A 17078-nucleotide genomic window follows, 5' to 3' on the forward strand; every position below is an offset into this window, starting at 1 on the left:
GTATGACGTCTAATAATCATTCTTGACAAGAGGTATTATTTCCGCGAATTTAACGTCATAACAAAAAGCCAAGTGATAATATCACATCATTTTTCTGTCACATAACAGTTGCTGTAAAATGAGAGTGCGAAAAAACAAAAGAGGGGAAACATGATGGGATCGGTTTCATCCAGACTAAAAGAGTTGGGTATCAGCCTGCCAGAAATCACCGCTCCTAGCGGTACTTATGTTCCGTTCAGGCTCAGCGGCAACACACTTTACATTTCAGGTCAGGTTCCGCGCGTTGATGGCATTGATTGCTATCTAGGCTTGGTGGGTAGCACGATGGATGTGAAAGAGGCTTATCAGGCAGCGCGTGTCTGCGCGCTCAATATCCTTTCACGTGTTTCCACGGCACTTGACGGAGACCTTGATCGTGTTTCGGCCTGTCTGCAAGTGCGTGGTTTCGTCAATGCGGTTCCAGACTTTAAAGATCATCCAGCAGTCATTGATGGGGCTTCTGATCTTCTGGTCGAAATCCTTGGTGAAAAAGGTCGGCACGCACGAACAGCGTTGGGTGCGGGTTCTTTGCCGCGTGGCTTCGCCGTTGAAGTCGATGCGATTTTTGAAGTCCGGGCGTAAGTGCGCTGTTTCCATTCTGCTGATACATACGAAGCGAGAGATAGATGACTGATAAAGCCATCAAGATGAGTTCGGTCAACAAATGGTATGGCCAACTTCACGTCCTCAGAGACATCAATCTGGAGGTCAATCGCGGCGAGCACATCGTCCTATGCGGCCCATCCGGTTCTGGTAAGTCCACGCTTATCCGCTGCATCAATTTTCTGGAAGAAATCCAGGACGGCATTATCGATGTAAACGGAACCCGTTTGGGTAACAAAGGTGCGAATGTCGATCATATTCGCCGTGATGTTGGCATGGTGTTCCAGCAGTTCAATCTGTTTCCGCATATGACTGTGCTGGAAAATTGCATGCTTGCGCCGCGCCGTGTGCACAAATCTTCGGTGCCGGTTGCCAAGGAAAAGGCGATGCATTTCCTCAATCGTGTTCACATCGCCGATCAGGCCGAAAAGTTTCCGGCACAGCTATCGGGCGGTCAGCAGCAACGTGTCGCGATTGCACGCGCACTTTGTATGGATCCCAAAATCATGCTTTTCGACGAACCGACTTCGGCGCTTGATCCCGAGATGGTCAAAGAGGTGCTTGATACCATGGTTTCCCTCGCGGATGACGGCATCACTATGATCTGCGTGACCCATGAAATGGGTTTTGCACGCGCGGTTGCGCATCGCGTCATTTTCATGGACCGCGGTGAGATTATCGAAAGCGCTCCGCCGAACGAATTTTTCAACAACCCCAAACACGAGCGCGCCAAAGCGTTTCTGGGGCAGATTCTCAACCACTGAAAATAAGGGGAATAAAGGCAATAAGTGGGAGATAGCGAATGCATTATATATTTGACTTTGGACCAGTGTTAGCAGCTTGGCCTGCACTTGTTAATGGCGCAATCCTGACGCTGAAAATATCGTCCACGTCGATGATTTTAGGCTTGCTGCTCGGTATCGTTTTCATGCTCATGCGCATGAGTTCAATCAAGGCAATTTCGCTTATCGCGTTTGGTTATATTGAATTGATCCGAAATACGCCGTTTCTCGTGCAGTTGTTTTTTATATTCTTCGGCATGCCTTCGATGGGGATCACGCTGACTGCGGAACAAGCAGCAATTCTGGCAATGACGCTCAATTGCGCCGCCTATGCTGCTGAAATCGTTCGTGGAGGGGTTGAATCGATCAAGGTTGGTCAGATTGAAGCAGGGAAGGCATTAGGACTTCATACGTTCGATATTTACCGCTTCATTATCTTCCGTCCAGCCATTCGTGCGGTCTATCCAGCTCTATGCAGCCAGTTCATCCTTATGATGCTCAACTCGAGCTTGGTGGCATCCATTTCAGCGGAAGAACTGACCTATGTCGGACAGATGATAGATTCAGAAACGTTCCGCAGTTTTGAAGTCTATTTCGTGCTCGGCGTTATCTATCTCGCACTTTCGCAATTCTTCTCCATCGTTCTGCAAGTCATCGGCAGAACCTACTTTTCCTATCCGTCGAAGTGAGGCCCAGCGATGATCCGTAGTTTTGGTTCAGGAGAATTCTTTTTCATCCTTGAAGGCGCACGCTGGACGGTCTTGCTGTCAATCCTCGCTTTTACTTTCGGAGGCCTTGCGGGTTTGCTAGTTGCGCTTGGGCGTACCAGCCGGATGAAATGGCTTCGTTATACCATGGCGACCTATATCCAGATTTTCCAGGGTACTCCGCTGCTTATCCAGCTCTTCTTCGTTTATTTTGGCCTGCCGCTTTTGGGGCTGCGCGTCGATGTTTGGGTGGCCATGATTGTTGGGCTTTCATTGCATGCCAGCGCATTTTTGGGTGAAATCTGGCGCGGAAGCATTGAAGCTGTGCCTGCTGGTCAGGATGAGGCCGCACGTGCACTCGGCGTTGGATATTTTGATCGCATGAAAGATGTCGTCCTGCCGCAAGCATTTCGCATTGGCCTGCCAGCAACCATCGGATTTCTGGTCAATCTGATTAAGGGAACGGCACTGGCCGCGCTGCTTGGTCTGACGGAACTTACCCGTTCGGGGCAGTTGATGGCCAATATCACATTCGAGCCGATGAAAGTCTTTGGCACGGTAGGTCTGATGTATTTCGTCATTTGTGTGCCGCTCACTTACTACAGCGCCCGGATCGAGAAGCGCCTCAACGCTTCGCGCTAAATCAACAATAAATAAACTAGAGGTAAGAACATGTTTAATCGAAATTCTACGCTTTCGAAGCTCGCATTCAGTCTGGCAGCAGGTGTTGTTGCATCTCTTTGGACTTCGGGTGCAGCATTGGCTGCATCGCCGGAAGAAATCAAAGCCAAGGGCGTTGCCGTGGTTGGGGTTCAGATGGACCAGTTTCCATGGGGCTTTATCGATGAGAATGGCAAGAATGGCGGCTACGATATTGAGGTTGCCAATTTGATTGCCAAGGAACTTGGCGTGGAGGTCAAGTTCGAACGCGTTACCGGCCAGAACCGTATTCCATTGCTGACCAATGGAATGGTGGATTTTCTTGTGCCGTCTATGACGATCACGCCGGAACGCGCCAAAGTTATTCAGTTTGTGCTGCCTTACTCCGCAAACGACATCACTGTTTGGGGCAAGAAAGACCTCGATATCAAAGGCAATGAAGACCTTGCTAACTATACAATCGGTGTCAATCGTGGCAGTGCGTTTGAGCCGATCCTTAGAAGGGTTGCACCAGCGGGAACGAAAACCAAAGGTTTCGATGATGACGCAACAACCGTGCAAGCCCTTTTGTCTGGACAGGTAGACGCTATTCTCGGAAGTCTGACCTATGGTTTGGTGATCGACAGCACGGGGAATGGCGGTAACTATGACCGCAAGTACAAGGCTGCAGATAATATTCAGGCCATGGCCGTTCGTAAAGGCGATCAGGAAATGCTCGACTATCTCAATGATTTCGTAACGCGTCATAACGCGGACGGATCATTGGATGCGCTTTACAAAAAGTGGATCGGTGTCGACCGCCCGAAATTGCCGACCCAGCTTGAAGGCGTGGATTTTACGGGCAAGCAATAGTTCAGCCTGTGGCCTGAAATAGAAGGTGTGTGGGGCTAACCGCACACCGACCACCAAAGCATTCACATTCAACGACATTGAACCCGCAAAGGATATTTGCGGGAACTGATAAACACGTGCCGCTCTACAGCTTACCGGCTGCGCCCGCACATACCGTATTGATCTCTTTCTGGGAGTTAAGCAGAACATGACGATAGATGGCAAACTGATCAGGGTTGGTGTCGATATTGGCGGAACCTTTACTGATGTGGCGATGGAAGTGGGTGAGACTCTTCATTCGACCAAGGTGCTTACGGATTACGCATTTCCGGAAAACGCTATCATCAAGGCTATTTGTGAAGTCGCCGAAAAAGCTGAAGTCAAGCTTGAGCAGATCGACACCGTTATTCACGGCACAACACTTGCCACCAATGCCCTCATTGAGCGGCGCGGTGCCAAAACTGCACTGGTAACAACCAAAGGCTTCCGCGACGTTATCGAAATGCGCACTGAAAGCCGCTTTGAGCAATACGATCTGGATATTGTCCTGCCCGCACCACTTGTTCCGCGCAACGACCGATTGGTTATCGATGAGCGTATTGGAGCGAATGGCGAAATTCTAAAGCCGCTTGATGATGCGGAAGTCGATGCGCTTTGCGACCGCATTATTGCGGATGGGTATGAAAGCGTCGCTATCGGCTTCATTCATTCGTACCTGAATGGGGAACATGAGCGCCGTTTCCGCGATCGGTTGTTAGCCAAAAAACCTGATCTCTCGGTTTCAATTTCGTCGGAGGTCTCGCCACAGATGCGTGAGTTCCAGCGCTTTAATACGGTTTGTGCGAACGCCTATGTAAAACCCCTGATGGCTTCTTATCTCAATCGCCTTGTTGGGCGTTTGCGCGAAGAGGGGCTGCTTTCGCCGGTATTCATGATCCATTCGGGCGGCGGCATCATCAGCATTGAAAGTGCGATTGAATTTCCAGTTCGTCTGCTTGAATCAGGCCCCGCAGGAGGCGCAATTTTTGCAGCCTACATTGCGGCCAATCACAAACTCGATCAGGTTGTCTCCTACGATATGGGTGGGACAACTGCAAAAATATGTCTGATTGAACAGCAGGTTCCAAAGACTTCCAAGACCTTTGAAGTCGCGCGTACATATCGCTTCAAGAAGGGCAGCGGCATGCCAATTTCCATTCCGGTTATCGAAATGGTCGAGATCGGCGCTGGTGGTGGCTCGATTGCAACGGTGGATTCCATGCGCCAGATCCGAGTAGGTCCGCATAGTGCTGGTTCCGAGCCTGGACCTGCATGCTATGATCGCGGTGGTGTTCATCCAACCGTTACTGATGCCGATGTTATTCTTGGTCGTCTTGATCCCGATAGCTTTGCTGGCGGTGCTATGAAGTTGTCCCGCGGCGCGTCTGAAAAGGCGATGGAAGCCGATATTGGTAGTAAGCTTGGTTCCGATGTTGCAACGGCTGCTTATGGTTTGAGTGAAGTCGTCGACGAGAACATGAGCAACGCAGCCCGTATGCACGCAGTTGAAAACGGGAAGGAATTGTCAGAGTTCACCATGATTGCTTTTGGTGGAGCAGCCCCTGTTCATGCGGCACGTCTTTGCGAAAAGCTGGGCGTCAATGATCTTCTCATTCCACCCGGTGCAGGCGTCGGTTCAGCGATTGGCTTTTTACGTGCCCCTTTTGGTTTTGAATCAGTGCGCAGTGCCTATAGCCGCCTAAGCCGTTTTGATGGCACCGCGATCAATACGGTCATCAGCGAATTGGTTGACGAGGCAACCTCCTTTGTCCGTTCGGGTGCGCCTGATGCCGACCCATCGCTCGAATGCACAGCCTATATGCGCTATGCGGGCCAAGGCTGGGAAGTGCCTGTCACCATCGAAGTTCGCGACTATCAGGATGCAGATGCTACCCTTTTCCGCAGCCTTTTCGATGAATGCTATGAACGTTTCTTCGGTCGTGTGATTGATGATCTCGACGTTGAAATTGTGAGCTGGTCGTTGCGTGCAAGTGCAGATGCGGCCGCTCCATCGCCAGCAAAGCCTGTAAACAAACAGTCGCAAGCATCCGTATCTGGTCAGCGACAGATATTCGATGTTCTGGAGGAACGTTTTCTGGACGCGTCTGTGGTTGAACGTGCCGATATGAAACCGGGTGATTGGATCGCCGGACCTGCTGTCATCACAGAACGCGAAACATCAACCATCGTGACTGCTAGCCGCGAAGTGATCATGCAGGCCGATGGATGCCTGTTGTTGCGCGCAAAAGCTGCTTGAGGAATGTTATTATGACAAAGAAACCTATTTCTGACGTCCATATGCAGATCATGTGGAACCGCCTTATTTCCGTTGTTGAAGAACAGGCAGTGACACTTATCCGCACCGCTTTCAGTACAAGTGTGCGTGAATCTGGTGATCTTTCGGCGGGTGTTTTCAATCGTGCTGGCTTGATGATCGCACAAGCTGTGACTGGTACGCCAGGACACGTCAATGCCATGGCGGAAGCAGTCGGCCATTTCATCAATGACATTGGCCGTGAGAATATTTTTGAGGGTGATGTTTACATTACCAACGATCCTTGGAAGGGTACAGGACATCTGCATGACTTCACTGTTGTGTCGCCAAGCTTCCGCAAAGGCGAGCTGACTGGCTTTTTTGCGTGTACGGCACACGTTGTTGATGTGGGTGGCCGTGGCTTTGGACCGGACGCAAATGAGGTTTATGAGGAAGGCATTTTTGTGCCGATCATGAAATTTGCGGAACGCGGTGTGGTCAACAAGGACCTCGTCAATATTTTGCGTAACAACGTGCGCGAAAGCCATCAGGTTGTCGGCGATGTCTACTCATTGGCGGCTTGTAATGAGATCGGTCATCGCCGCTTGATGGACATGATGGATGAATTCCATCTCGACGATCTTGAAGGACTGGCTGATTTCATTTTCAAGCGCAGCTATGATGCGACGCTCGAACGGCTCGCTGCCTTGCCGCATGGAACATATTCTAATGTTATGCGGGTCGATGGTTATCTTGATCCCATCGACATTGTTGTGCGCCTTGATGTGCATTCCGATCATATTCTGGCAGACTTCACCGGTACGTCCGCGCCAAGCCCAAAGGGGATCAATTGTCCGCTGATCTATTCAGCAGCCTATGCGTGTTATGGCCTGAAATGTTCCCTTGCGCCGGAAATTCCCAACAATCATGCCTCGCTGCTGCCATTCAAGGTGACGGCGCCGAAGGATTGCATTCTTAATGCGCAGCGTCCGGCACCTGTTTCAGTCCGCCACGTTCTTGGTCACCTCGTGCCGGATGCGGTACTTGGTGCGGTTCACAAGATGCTGCCGGGAAAAATTCCGGCGGAAGGATCAGGCGCCTTGTGGAATCTGCATGTCAGCGCGCGTCCATTGACCGGCGCGGAAGCACCAAAGGATGGTGGCCATCGCGCTGAAGTGCTGTTGTTTAATAGTGGAGGAACGGGAGCGCGTCCGCAACTTGATGGTTTGAGTGCGACGGCCTTTCCAAGTGGCGTGCATTCTATGTCGATTGAAGCCACCGAACATGTCGGTCCGGTTATCTTCTGGCGTAAGGAATTGCGCGATGGGTCTGGCGGTGCGGGGCAATATCGTGGTGGCCTTGGACAGGTTGTTGAGATCGCGCCAACCGAAGGTCATGAGATTTATTTCAATGCCATGTTCGACCGCATCAAGCATCCGCCACGTGGTCGCGAGGGTGGCGAGAATGGTGCTGCAGGCGCAGTCGTTCTTGATGATGGTACGGTCCTCAACGCCAAGGGCAGACAGCACGTACCCGCTGGTCGTCGTCTGATCCTTGAGCTGCCCGGTGGCGGTGGCTATGGTCCGGTCGATAAGCGGTCGGAAGAGGCTGTGCAGCGAGATCTTGAATTTGACTATGTCATAAACGGGTAATTGCAAGAATTTCAGAAGCCGCCGCATGGGCGGCTTCTTTTGTCTCAATGATTGGAAAAGAGCGTTCAAAATGAATTATGAAAACCGCCGATCAGCAGGTGTGAAGGCTTCGCCCAGCATGGCAGTTTCGATGGCCGCCAAAAAGCTCCGCGCTGAAGGCCGTGATATTGTCGATCTCTCTTTGGGAGAGCCAGATTTTGAGCCACCCGTAAATGTTGTGGAGGCGGCGTGTGTTGCAGTGAAAGCAGGCGGCATCCGTTATGGCGCGGCCGCAGGAAATGAAGCGCTTCGGAATGCAATCATTGCCAAGTTCAAACGAGATAACCAGCTTGATTTCAGCCTCGACGAACTGACAGTCGCCAATGGTGCGAAGCAGATTTTGTTTGATGCATTTCTTGCAACACTTGAAGAGGGTGACGAGGTTATTATTCCGACGCCATGTTGGGTTTCATATGCCGATATTGTTTCACTCCACGGCGGCAAACCGGTTTTCGTGAATTGCGGAGCCGAAACAGGTTTCAAACTCACATCAGCGCAACTAGAAGCAGCGATCACCCCGCGCACGCGTTGGCTGATGCTGAACTCACCATCCAATCCCACTGGCGCGGTTTACAGTGCAGACGAATATGAGCAATTGGCTGCTGTACTCGAAAAGCACGAACGGATTCTCATCCTTTCCGACGAGATTTATGAGCATATCCTGTTAAGTGAAGTGCCTTTTGTCTCGTTTGGGAGTGTATGTCTGCAATTGCGTGAGCGCACGCTGATCGTCAACGGTGTTTCCAAAGCCTATGCCATGACTGGTTGGCGTGTCGGTTATGCGGCGGGGCCTAAGGCACTGATTGCTGCGATCAACAAAATGCAATCTCAAAGTGTCACGTCCGTCTGTGGTGTAGCACAGGCAGCGGCAAAAGCGGCGCTTGATGGCGATCAGGGTTTTGTTGCGAAAGCCGCTCAAACCTTCAGCCAGCGTGTTGACTTGGTATCTGGTTATCTTAGCCAAATAGCTGAGATTGAGTTTCTCAAACCAGCAGGGGCTTTTTATGCATTTATCGGTGTCGAACAGTTGATCGGAAGGCAAACGCCGTCGGGCGTGACGCTCAATGATGATACGGACATTGCAAGTTATTTGCTCAATGCGTTTGGTGTTTCCAGTGTGCCGGGGATCGCGTTTGGTGCGCCGGGTTTTATTCGATTATCTATTGCGGCTTCCGATGAAGAGCTTATCAAAGCATGTGCTCGGCTGAAAGATATGGTCGCTTCTTTATCGTAGCAGATTGCGTAAAACAAAGCCGCAGGTAAAAGCCCGCGGCTTTGTTTGTTGTTGTGACTTAGGCGGCCTGTTTTCGAGCATATTTGCCGATCAAAGCCTCAAGCATTCCCTCTTCTTCGCGCGTCAGGTCGGAGAGAGGTGAGCGAACTTTTCCTGCGTTAAACCCTTGCAGGCGAACGCCAGCTTTGACAGCTGCAACAGCATAGCCTTTGCGGCGGTTGCGGATCGCCATGAACGGATAGAAAAAGTCGTTCAGAATACGTTCGCAAGTGGCGCGTTCGCCAGCACGGAGAGCATTGTAGAACTCGACTGCTAGATCGGGAACGAAGTTGAATACCGCCGATGAATACGTGGTAAAGCCTGCACCGAGATAGGCTTCCGCAAAGAGTTCGGCTGTCGGCATTCCTCCAAGATAGGTCAGACGATCTCCCATTTTCGCGGTGATCTGGCGGACAAGTCCGATGTCGCCGACACCATCTTTAAAGCCAACCAGATTAGGGCAGTCATCACACAAGCGGGCAAGGGTGTCAGGCTGGATGACCGAGTTATCACGGTTATAGACCATGACACCGATACCAATCGATTGACAAACGCGCTTAATATGTTCGTAAAGGCCTTCCTGCGGCGCATCGATCAAATAATGCGGCAGAAGCAAGATACCGTCGGCACCTGCCTTCTCGGCCGACCTTGCAATGTCGATGGCAATTTCAGTGCCATAACCACAACCTGCAACAATGGCCGTATTGCTGTTGCCTACAGCTTCCTTGGCAGCAGATACAATCGCTGGAATTTCGTCTGGGCGCAGCGAGAAAAATTCGCCTGTGCCGCCTGCAGCAAAAAGCACCGGCGCATCGAAGCTGGAGAGCCATTCGACATGAGCCTTGTAGCTTTCAGGCGCAAAGCGTCCTTGTGCATCGAAATGTGTGACCGGAAAAGAAAGCAGTCCGGCGCCGAGTTTTTGTTTGATCTGTTGCGGTTCCATATGATGTTCCCTTTTGGAAGAAGTTTCACATGGACTGTAGTAAACTTAGATGATGAGTGTCAACAAGTTATATTATAAGTTATCGCGGGCCTGCCGCAAAATTGCGCGATAGCGCATTTGGCTTCCCTTCAGGTGGCTTCGCATCGCTTCGCGGGCACCATCTTCATCGCCAGTGGCGATAGCCTCAATAATGCGCTCATGCTCTTTATGAAGATGTGCAATATAGTTGCCGGAACTGGCATCATTTCCGGGTTGCAGTGCTGCGCGCGGGATGACGCCGCTGCCGATCATTGTCAGGAATTCACGAAACCGCGGGTTATTGGAAGCGTCGGCGATGGCAATATGTAACGCAAAGTCGGCCTCGGCAGTTGATTGACCCGCTTCAAGGCAGGCGAGAACCTGCCTGTGACACATGATGATATTCTCTTCCTGCTGCGGGGAGCGACGTATGGCAGCAAGACCTGCGGCTTCGATCTCGACGCCTGTTCTGAGCTCCAGAAGTTCGATAACAGACGAGATACGTTCATAATTCAGGTTTTGAAATGGCAGCATCTCCTGCGGCTGTGTTTCGAGGACGAACACACCCGCACCCTGCCGTGCTTCAACCAAACCGTCTGCGCGTAAGGCTGCAATCGCCTCACGTATGACTGTGCGGCTCACACCCATAGATTCGGTTAGCTTTGCCTCGCTTGGCAATTTCATGCCAGGTTTGAAGGTGCCTGACTGGATGACCTCTCTAAGCTCGCCGCTTACTCGTACGACAAGATTGCCGGTTGCGCGTGATGAAGGCTCGTTTTTACTGATCAATGCCTCGATCTTTCTGAATGGCTGATTTCAATCTTGTAACAAGACTGGTTTCAAACGACAAGGCGAGCTTAAGCTATTGTCTGATATGTTGACGGATTTTGATTAAATCATAGCATAAGTGCAGGTATTGCTCACGCATGCCCATTGATTTCAGGGTGTGACAGTTATGGAGGGCAGCACTTGGATTTCTGAGCCTAGAGCGTGTCGCGCTCAATCGTATCCACCGGGCTCGCTCTATCCAAATGTTTTTAAGCATGTCTTTATCCCACAACCGGTTCCCACTTTTGGGAGACATGCGCTAGATATTTAAGTGGAGCGGTTGTGTTCAGAGTGATAAACCTGCGGAGCGGAATCAACGAGCCCGAAAAGCAAATTACTTTACCGCGCATTTCGTAGCCGCGGGGGAGATCGAACTTGCCGATTTATGAATTGGCTGCTTTGGGAGCGGCTTTTTGTTGGGCTTTAACAGGGCTTATATCGGCAGGACCAGCGGGGCATCTTGGTGCACCGACATACAATCTGGTTCGTCAGTTATTCGTGACGAGTATTCTACTTGTCTATGTGCTTGTCACCGGCACGTGGCGACAGCTTGATAGCTACAATCTTGGGCCACTTATCCTGTCGGGGTTTATTGGAATTTTCCTCGGTGACACGGTGCTTTTCGCTACGCTCAATCGCTTGGGACCTCGTCGCGCAGGCATTCTTTTTGCAATGAATGCACCTATTGCTGCGGTTCTGGGCTGGATGGTTTTGGGTGAGACACTGACGGCACGTTCCGTGCTTGGAATTGTTTTCACCATTGCTGGCGTATGTCTCGCTATTTTCTTTGGTAAAAGACGATTGCAGAAGCACCCATGGGAAGCCGTCAAAGGCGCATTATGGGTTGGGATCGTTTTTGGAATGCTGGCGGCTCTCGGGCAGGCCATTGGCTCAATTATTGTGCGTCCCGTCATGGAAACCGGAATTGATCCGTTCGTTGGCTCTCTGATGCGCGTTGGTGTTGCGGCAGCATGTCTAAGTGTATTGACGCAATTGCCAATCTCAACTGTCAAACCGCGAAATCCTCCGACATTGCCAATCCTTGCGATGACAGCTCTTTCCGGATTTGTTTCATTGGCAGTAGGTATGACATTGCTTTTGTTTGCCTTGTCTGGCGGCAAGACCGGAATTGTCTCAACGATTTCTGCAACGACACCGGTGATTATTTTACCGCTTTTGTGGTTGCGGACAGGTGAAAGACCTGCTGCAGGTGCTTGGGTTGGTGCGGCATCCGTCGTTATAGGATTGGCTTTGATTGTCTATCGATAGTCAATAAACAGATATTGGTTGCGCGTGTTTCGATGATAGCCAACAAAAGCAGCGCAGGCATAGGATAATAATAGAAAAATCCTCCCACTATTGTGATTGCTAGAAATATTTTCTCTAAGCCTAAAAATGTTAAACCCTGTTAAGAATCATATCTCAACGGAGTCAATAATGAAGCTCTATTACAAGCCCGGTGCGTGTTCTCTTGCCCCGCATATCGTTCTGAGCGAGGCAGGATTCTCCTACGATCTCGAAACGGTTGATCTCAAGGAAAAGAAGACCGCAAGCGGTGCTGATTATCTCAAAATCAATCCTCGCGGGGCCGTTCCTGCGATTGAAGTTGAGCCTGGTCTGGTGATCACGCAAAATGCGGCTATCCTGCAGTATATCGGTGATCATTCTGATGTTGCGGCCTTCAAGCCAGCCTACGGCAGTATTGAACGCGCTCGTTTGCAGGAAGCGCTCGGTTTCTGCGGTGATTTGCACGTGGCTTTCGGCGGTTTGTTTGCGCCCGACCTTTCTGATGATGCGAAGCGTAAAGTTATCGGTTTAATCACCCGCCGTATGGGCCAATTAGAAGCAATTCTTGCCGATGGTCGTTCCTATTGGCTTGGTGCTGATTTTACGCAGGCAGATGCTTACGCAGCAGTGGTTATTGGGTGGGGTCTGGTAATGAAGGTCGATCTTTCGGCTTATCCAAAATCGCTTGCTCTTCGCGAACGCGTCATGGCGCGTCCGGCTGTACAAAAGGCTTTGAAAGAAGAAGGCCTTATTTAACATGAGAAGGCCGGAGATATTATGTCTCCGGCCTTTTTTGTAAGTGCTTGGGAGTTGAAGGCTATTCACTCGTGGACGATCAGCTGAAACCAGGTGTCCAGAAAACGGCTGCGTTTCAGTCCATCCAGATAAACCAGAAGCTCAGGACCAAGCTCAACCGGTTGAAGTGAAGCCAGATCAGACGAGCTTTCTCCCGAGGCCAAACCGGTCTGTTCGAGCAAGGATTGCCCTTTCTCGGACAATAAGAATGTGATGGCTTGTTCCGCAATATTTGCGTATTTGCTGCGCTCAGGAATAAGCGCTGTCCATGGCAGTGCAACAACGTAATCCTGTGGCATGATCACTTCAAATTCTTCGTGGTCATAGTGCCATTTTCTGATGTCCGACAAGGGCACATTATAAGCGAGATCAATGCGTCCCACCGTTAAGGCCTGCAACAGCTCTTCGCTTGTGTCGTAGATGCGAGCTTGTGAAACACCAAAAGCCCGCACGATGCGCCAGAAAAGCGGTGAACGTATCGAATCCTGTGCTGCAAGTGTGTAGCTGACATTGTCGATACCGATATTGACCACACCGACACGGCGTTGAAAACGCGATGGATTTTGCTCAAGAATGCGCGCCAGTTCGATACGAGTCGTCGGAAGTTCGTTTTCCAGCGCCTTGCGTCTCGCCACGCTCACCGCAGTATCAAAGCCAATACTAAATAGCTCGTTGCGCCATTGCGCCTGTGGTGGCAATCCGGCGTTACGCACAATTGCCGGGCGCTGTTGAGCGGCACCTTCGTTCGCGATCAGCACAGCAAGGTCGGGAGTGGAGAGAATGACAAGATCGGCACCATTTGCTTCATCAGCCCCCGCAAGAAGCCGCGACGTCCATTCGCCGGGTCTCACCTGCCGATAGCTGATATTGATGCCGGATAGTTGTTCAGACAGTCCTGCCGTGACTGACGTAATTGTTTCGGGTGCGATGTCGCCAACAATACGGAACTCTGGCTTGGAAGCCTGATCATTCTGCGCATGAGCATTCTGCCATGAAAACGCAGTCAAGCTTAGAGCCGCAAAGAATTGCAATATCATGCTTTTCATGTGCTTTGTCCTTGCGGGTCAGCTGCTGGCAAAGTGACCACAACGCTTGTTCCCCCGCCTTGTCTTTCCAGTAAATCTATTTGCCCACCCAGTGCCTCAGCGACCATTTTTGCAATGGATAATCCTAAGCCCGAGCCGGGCTTGTTTTGATCCGCACGGACAAAGCGATCAAAGGCGCGGTCTTTCATTTCGGGCGAAAGTCCTGGGCCTCTGTCATGAACCGCAAATTCAATGAGATCATCTCTTTGGCAGAGATCGATGTTGACGGGGCCTGGCGCGTGGGTAAGCGCATTTTCGATGATGTTGCGGATCATCTCGCGCAGGCTGATGGTTTCTCCATTTACATAAAGTGGGCCGTCTGGACCATCAAGATTGATCGTCTGGTCTAAATCCTGATAGCCACCCTCGGTGCGTAACCTGCGGATTGCTTCGTGCACAATCTGGCGCAAATCGAGAATTTCAAGATTACGCGACTGGATGCTGTGAAGGGTTGTTGCTTCAGACAAAAGCTGATTGGCGAGCAGGCTGGCGCTGATGGAGTTGGCGTGGATGCGCGCGAGAATTTCTTGTTTACGCTTGGGGTCTGTTTCCTCCAGCGACAATTCGGTCAAGGCGCGTAAAGCGGTCAAAGGTGTCCGCATCTGATGTGCTGCATCGGCAGTGACCAGTTTTAGTCCACCCAGAACCCTATTAAGACGATCCATGAAGTCGTTAAGCGCTAAAACCAATGCGCTGACTTCTTTGGGGATCGGACCTGAAACGGGGCTTAGATCAGAGGATGAGCGCCGACGAAGATCAGATTCCACGCTACGCAATGGTCTGAAGGCCAGCCTGACGGCGAGCCATATGAGTGCGAGCGCGAGGAAGGCCACTCCTAAGGCTGGTAAGATGGTGTTGAGGCTGAGTTGCATCGTCAATTGCCTGCGGGCTTCCCGCGTTTCACCGACCAGCACATCAACCCAGCCACCGCCTTGAGCATCGCTATGATAGCGGGCCACGGCTGCAATGCGCACCTTTTCACCGCGATAAACACTGTCACTCAGGCGCACGCGACTATTGCTGCCATGTGGGATTTCCAATCCCAGAATGGGTGAACCCGTCAGCAAACTGCCATCGGGCGCGACCACCCGATAAAAAATGCGATTAAGACGCGATGTGCCAAGAATGGAAAAAGCAGAATGGGGGAGATCGACGCTCAGGGCCCCATCCTGCAGGGTTATCGTATCTGCAATGGAAAGTGCTGCAGCGCCGAGAACGCGATCAAAGGCTTCGTCGGCTGCGCGGTGAGCATACCAGCGCCCGAGAAAAAACAGCAGAACAGTCACCGCAAGCAATGTCAGTCCACCGCCCACGAGAATGCGGCGCTGGATTGAATATTCTTTGTTTGCAGTAGTTTTCGTCATTATTGCGAAGGTGTTTTTAGGCGCAGTAAATAGCCGACGCCGCGTTGGGTTACGATTTCCGCGCCGCTATTCTCCAGTTTCTTCCTGACGCGTGAGATCAGTAACTCTATCGCATTGGGCGTTCCGGTGTCATCATGCCCGAATAATTTGAGAACCAGCATATCCTTTGGCACCGTGACATTGATGCGGGTTGCGAGCATTTCGAGAACGTCAAACTCGCGGCGTCCGAAATCAAGGGGCTCCTCGCCTTCCATAACCGATCTCTGGGTGAGATTGATCGACAATTTACCGAGCCTGATTAGCGGTTGCGCAACCCCCATATGACGCCTTGCAACAGCGCGGATGCGGGCTACAAGTTCTCTCAAATCGAAGGGTTTGACCAAATAATCATCGGCACCAAGTTCGAGCAGGTTGATCTTGTCCGCGATCTGATTGCGTGCCGTAATCACAAGAACCGGGCAGGGCAGATAGCGTTCACGCATGCTGCGCAAAATTGCAAAACCGTCGCGGCCCGGCAGATTGATGTCCAGCACGACGAGATCAAAAGAGCCGTTAATGGCAAGATCTTCACCCTGCACCCCGTCGTAAACGGTAGTGACTGTGTAGCCTTCTTTTTCCAGCTTCGATGCAATTGCGAACGCAATGTCGATTGTGTCTTCTATGAGAAGGATACGCATGGTGTGTTCAATGTTTCAATTCGATGTTTTAGGACGACAGGATTCTGACAGGTAGAATTGGTAGTGTTGGAGAACTTAGAGGAAGAGGCTGAAGCCCTTGTATCATAGCAAGAGCTCAGGGGAGTGAAAAATGTTCTGGCGTCGGTTGGCATGTCGCATAGGCATGGCCTTGTTAGGCCTGCAATTGAGCATCGCGCATGCAAATGCGGTTGATGCTGCTTGCGCCTATCGCGGTGCGCTTGATGAGCGCTATTGCGATGAAAACCGCGACCTTGTTGCAGACCTTCCAAAAGATAGTTCCCAGTGGCGCGACCCGCAGACGCTTGTCTGGGCTTATTCGCCTATCGAGGACCCAGCGGTTTATGCGCGACTGTTCAAGCCCTTCACTCAGCATCTTGAAGCCTGTCTGGGGCGGCAAATTGTTTATTACCCCATTCAGTCCAGCGCTGATGAAATCGAAGCCATGCGTTCGGGGCGACTGCACTTTGCTGGCTTTTCGACTGGGCCGACGATTGAGGCCGTCAACCGGGCAGGGGCTGTTCCTTTTGCTGCCAAAGGCACTGGCGATCAGATGCGAGGCTATCGACTTGTGGCTGTAGTTCGCGCCGATGGTCCTTATGAAAAGCTAAGCGATCTAAAAGGGCGGCGCATTGCCCATGCCTCGCTTTTCTCCAATTCTGGCAATCTCGCGCCACGCGCACTATTCCCCAAAGACGGGCTGACGCCGGGGCAGGATTATACGCCGATCATGTCGGGTGGACACGACAAGTCGATCCTTGGTGTGGTTGCCGGTGATTATGATATGGCGGCTGTTGCATCCGATGTGCTGGAGCGCATGATTGAACGTGGCCTTGTAAAGCGCGACGCTGTGCGCCTGATTTATCAAAGCGATATGTTTCCGACATCCTCTTTTGCCTATGCGCATAACCTTGCCCCATCGCTTGTGGCAAAGATGAAGCGTTGTTTTTTCAACTTCACTTTCACGCCTGAAATGAAGGCCGAGTTTCAGGGGGACGATCATTTTATTCCCATTGATTATGGCCCAGCCTGGTCTGTGGTGCGTGAAGTGAGTGAAAAGGCAGGCGCACCACCTCAGTAATTTGCTTCACCGCCGACAATCGTTTCGCATGACGTTCCAGACGTCAGCTCCCGCAGTAAGCCAGAAAATCACCGAGCTGAAACCTATGAGGGTTCCGGCAAGG

The 17078-nt window shown here is 51.3% G+C and carries 16 protein-coding genes; 11 read left to right on the forward strand and 5 right to left on the reverse strand.

The genetic code is table 11. The features are described 5' to 3' along the window. Positions 1 to 153: 153 nt before the first annotated feature. From CEV31_RS08800 to CEV31_RS08835, 8 genes are all read left to right on the forward strand, one after another. Positions 154 to 621 carry a RidA family protein gene (locus tag CEV31_RS08800; protein WP_094506702.1) on the forward strand — a complete coding sequence of 156 codons (468 nt, stop codon included), beginning with the start codon at positions 154 to 156 and terminating at the stop codon, positions 619 to 621. Between the two features lie 44 nt (positions 622 to 665). Continuing rightward, the gene (locus CEV31_RS08805) at positions 666 to 1406 is read left to right on the forward strand and encodes an amino acid ABC transporter ATP-binding protein (RefSeq protein WP_094506703.1); all 741 of its coding nucleotides are present in this window, start codon (positions 666 to 668) and stop codon (positions 1404 to 1406) included. 38 nt (positions 1407 to 1444) lie between these two features. Further along, positions 1445 to 2113 (forward strand): amino acid ABC transporter permease, encoded by a 669-nt coding sequence (locus CEV31_RS08810; RefSeq protein WP_094506704.1) that lies wholly within the window; start codon positions 1445 to 1447, stop codon positions 2111 to 2113. A 9-nt stretch (positions 2114 to 2122) separates the two neighbouring features. Further along, positions 2123 to 2773 carry an amino acid ABC transporter permease gene (locus CEV31_RS08815; RefSeq protein WP_094506705.1) on the forward strand — a complete coding sequence of 217 codons (651 nt, stop codon included), beginning with the start codon at positions 2123 to 2125 and terminating at the stop codon, positions 2771 to 2773. Between the two features lie 30 nt (positions 2774 to 2803). Next, positions 2804 to 3643, forward strand: a complete 840-nt coding sequence (locus CEV31_RS08820; RefSeq protein WP_094506706.1) for a transporter substrate-binding domain-containing protein — start codon at positions 2804 to 2806, stop codon at positions 3641 to 3643. Positions 3644 to 3830: 187 nt separating this feature from the next. Further along, entirely contained in the window at positions 3831 to 5918 is a 2088-nt protein-coding gene (locus tag CEV31_RS08825; protein WP_094506707.1) for a hydantoinase/oxoprolinase family protein, read from the forward strand. Positions 5919 to 5929: 11 nt separating this feature from the next. Then, positions 5930 to 7567 carry a hydantoinase B/oxoprolinase family protein gene (locus tag CEV31_RS08830; protein WP_094506708.1) on the forward strand — a complete coding sequence of 546 codons (1638 nt, stop codon included), beginning with the start codon at positions 5930 to 5932 and terminating at the stop codon, positions 7565 to 7567. Positions 7568 to 7637: 70 nt separating this feature from the next. Further along, entirely contained in the window at positions 7638 to 8840 is a 1203-nt protein-coding gene (locus CEV31_RS08835; RefSeq protein WP_094506813.1) for a pyridoxal phosphate-dependent aminotransferase, read from the forward strand. 58 nt (positions 8841 to 8898) lie between these two features. Here the strand turns inward: CEV31_RS08835 and kdgD are convergent, their stop codons facing one another. Both kdgD and CEV31_RS08845 read right to left on the reverse strand, forming a co-directional pair. Next, the gene (kdgD, locus tag CEV31_RS08840; protein WP_094506709.1) at positions 8899 to 9822 is read right to left on the reverse strand and encodes a 5-dehydro-4-deoxyglucarate dehydratase; all 924 of its coding nucleotides are present in this window, start codon (positions 9820 to 9822) and stop codon (positions 8899 to 8901) included. 72 nt (positions 9823 to 9894) lie between these two features. Beyond that, positions 9895 to 10629 (reverse strand): FadR/GntR family transcriptional regulator, encoded by a 735-nt coding sequence (locus CEV31_RS08845; RefSeq protein WP_094506710.1) that lies wholly within the window; start codon positions 10627 to 10629, stop codon positions 9895 to 9897. A 414-nt stretch (positions 10630 to 11043) separates the two neighbouring features. On the opposite strand from CEV31_RS08845, the gene CEV31_RS08850 reads away from it, so the two are divergent. Next, positions 11044 to 11937: a DMT family transporter gene (locus CEV31_RS08850; RefSeq protein ID WP_094506711.1), complete on the forward strand. Its 894-nt coding sequence runs from the start codon at positions 11044 to 11046 to the stop codon at positions 11935 to 11937. A gap of 168 nt (positions 11938 to 12105) precedes the next feature. Then, positions 12106 to 12711 carry a glutathione transferase gene (gene gst / locus CEV31_RS08855; protein WP_094506712.1) on the forward strand — a complete coding sequence of 202 codons (606 nt, stop codon included), beginning with the start codon at positions 12106 to 12108 and terminating at the stop codon, positions 12709 to 12711. Between the two features lie 65 nt (positions 12712 to 12776). Here gst and CEV31_RS08860 read toward each other — a convergent pair whose 3' ends face one another. The 3 genes from CEV31_RS08860 to CEV31_RS08870 are packed head-to-tail and all read right to left on the reverse strand — an operon-like array spanning position 12777 to position 15876. Beyond that, complete coding sequence (locus CEV31_RS08860) at positions 12777 to 13796, reverse strand: ABC transporter substrate-binding protein (protein WP_094506713.1); 1020 nt, start codon at positions 13794 to 13796, stop codon at positions 12777 to 12779. Continuing rightward, positions 13793 to 15199 (reverse strand): sensor histidine kinase, encoded by a 1407-nt coding sequence (locus CEV31_RS08865; RefSeq protein WP_094506714.1) that lies wholly within the window; start codon positions 15197 to 15199, stop codon positions 13793 to 13795. Before CEV31_RS08865 ends, CEV31_RS08860 begins: the two co-directional genes overlap by 4 nt. Further along, positions 15199 to 15876, reverse strand: coding sequence for a response regulator transcription factor (locus CEV31_RS08870; protein ID WP_094506715.1), 678 nt, complete (start codon positions 15874 to 15876; stop codon positions 15199 to 15201). Before CEV31_RS08870 ends, CEV31_RS08865 begins: the two co-directional genes overlap by 1 nt. Before the next feature lie 130 nt (positions 15877 to 16006). Here CEV31_RS08870 and phnD point away from each other — a divergent pair, with 130 nt between their 5' ends. Further along, positions 16007 to 16975, forward strand: a complete 969-nt coding sequence (gene phnD / locus CEV31_RS08875) for a phosphate/phosphite/phosphonate ABC transporter substrate-binding protein (RefSeq protein WP_094506716.1) — start codon at positions 16007 to 16009, stop codon at positions 16973 to 16975. Positions 16976 to 17078: the final 103 nt, after the last annotated feature.

It is taken from the genome of Brucella thiophenivorans (assembly GCF_002252445.1).
Taxonomy (GTDB): Bacteria; Pseudomonadota; Alphaproteobacteria; order Rhizobiales; family Rhizobiaceae; genus Brucella; species Brucella thiophenivorans.

Bases quoted from the DNA above. Each gene is read 5' to 3' on its own strand.
- CEV31_RS08800 (WP_094506702.1), top strand. From the start codon at position 154: ATGGGATCGGTTTCATCCAGACTAAAAGAGTTGGGTATCAGCCTGCCA.
- CEV31_RS08805 (WP_094506703.1), top strand. From the start codon at position 666: ATGACTGATAAAGCCATCAAGATGAGTTCGGTCAACAAATGGTATGGC.
- CEV31_RS08810 (WP_094506704.1), top strand. From the start codon at position 1,445: ATGCATTATATATTTGACTTTGGACCAGTGTTAGCAGCTTGGCCTGCA.
- CEV31_RS08815 (WP_094506705.1), top strand. From the start codon at position 2,123: ATGATCCGTAGTTTTGGTTCAGGAGAATTCTTTTTCATCCTTGAAGGC.
- CEV31_RS08820 (WP_094506706.1), top strand. From the start codon at position 2,804: ATGTTTAATCGAAATTCTACGCTTTCGAAGCTCGCATTCAGTCTGGCA.
- CEV31_RS08825 (WP_094506707.1), top strand. From the start codon at position 3,831: ATGACGATAGATGGCAAACTGATCAGGGTTGGTGTCGATATTGGCGGA.
- CEV31_RS08830 (WP_094506708.1), top strand. From the start codon at position 5,930: ATGACAAAGAAACCTATTTCTGACGTCCATATGCAGATCATGTGGAAC.
- CEV31_RS08835 (WP_094506813.1), top strand. From the start codon at position 7,638: ATGAATTATGAAAACCGCCGATCAGCAGGTGTGAAGGCTTCGCCCAGC.
- kdgD (WP_094506709.1), bottom strand. From the start codon at position 9,822: ATGGAACCGCAACAGATCAAACAAAAACTCGGCGCCGGACTGCTTTCT.
- gst (WP_094506712.1), top strand. From the start codon at position 12,106: ATGAAGCTCTATTACAAGCCCGGTGCGTGTTCTCTTGCCCCGCATATC.
- CEV31_RS08860 (WP_094506713.1), bottom strand. From the start codon at position 13,796: ATGAAAAGCATGATATTGCAATTCTTTGCGGCTCTAAGCTTGACTGCG.
- CEV31_RS08865 (WP_094506714.1), bottom strand. From the start codon at position 15,199: ATGACGAAAACTACTGCAAACAAAGAATATTCAATCCAGCGCCGCATT.
- CEV31_RS08870 (WP_094506715.1), bottom strand. From the start codon at position 15,876: ATGCGTATCCTTCTCATAGAAGACACAATCGACATTGCGTTCGCAATT.
- phnD (WP_094506716.1), top strand. From the start codon at position 16,007: ATGTTCTGGCGTCGGTTGGCATGTCGCATAGGCATGGCCTTGTTAGGC.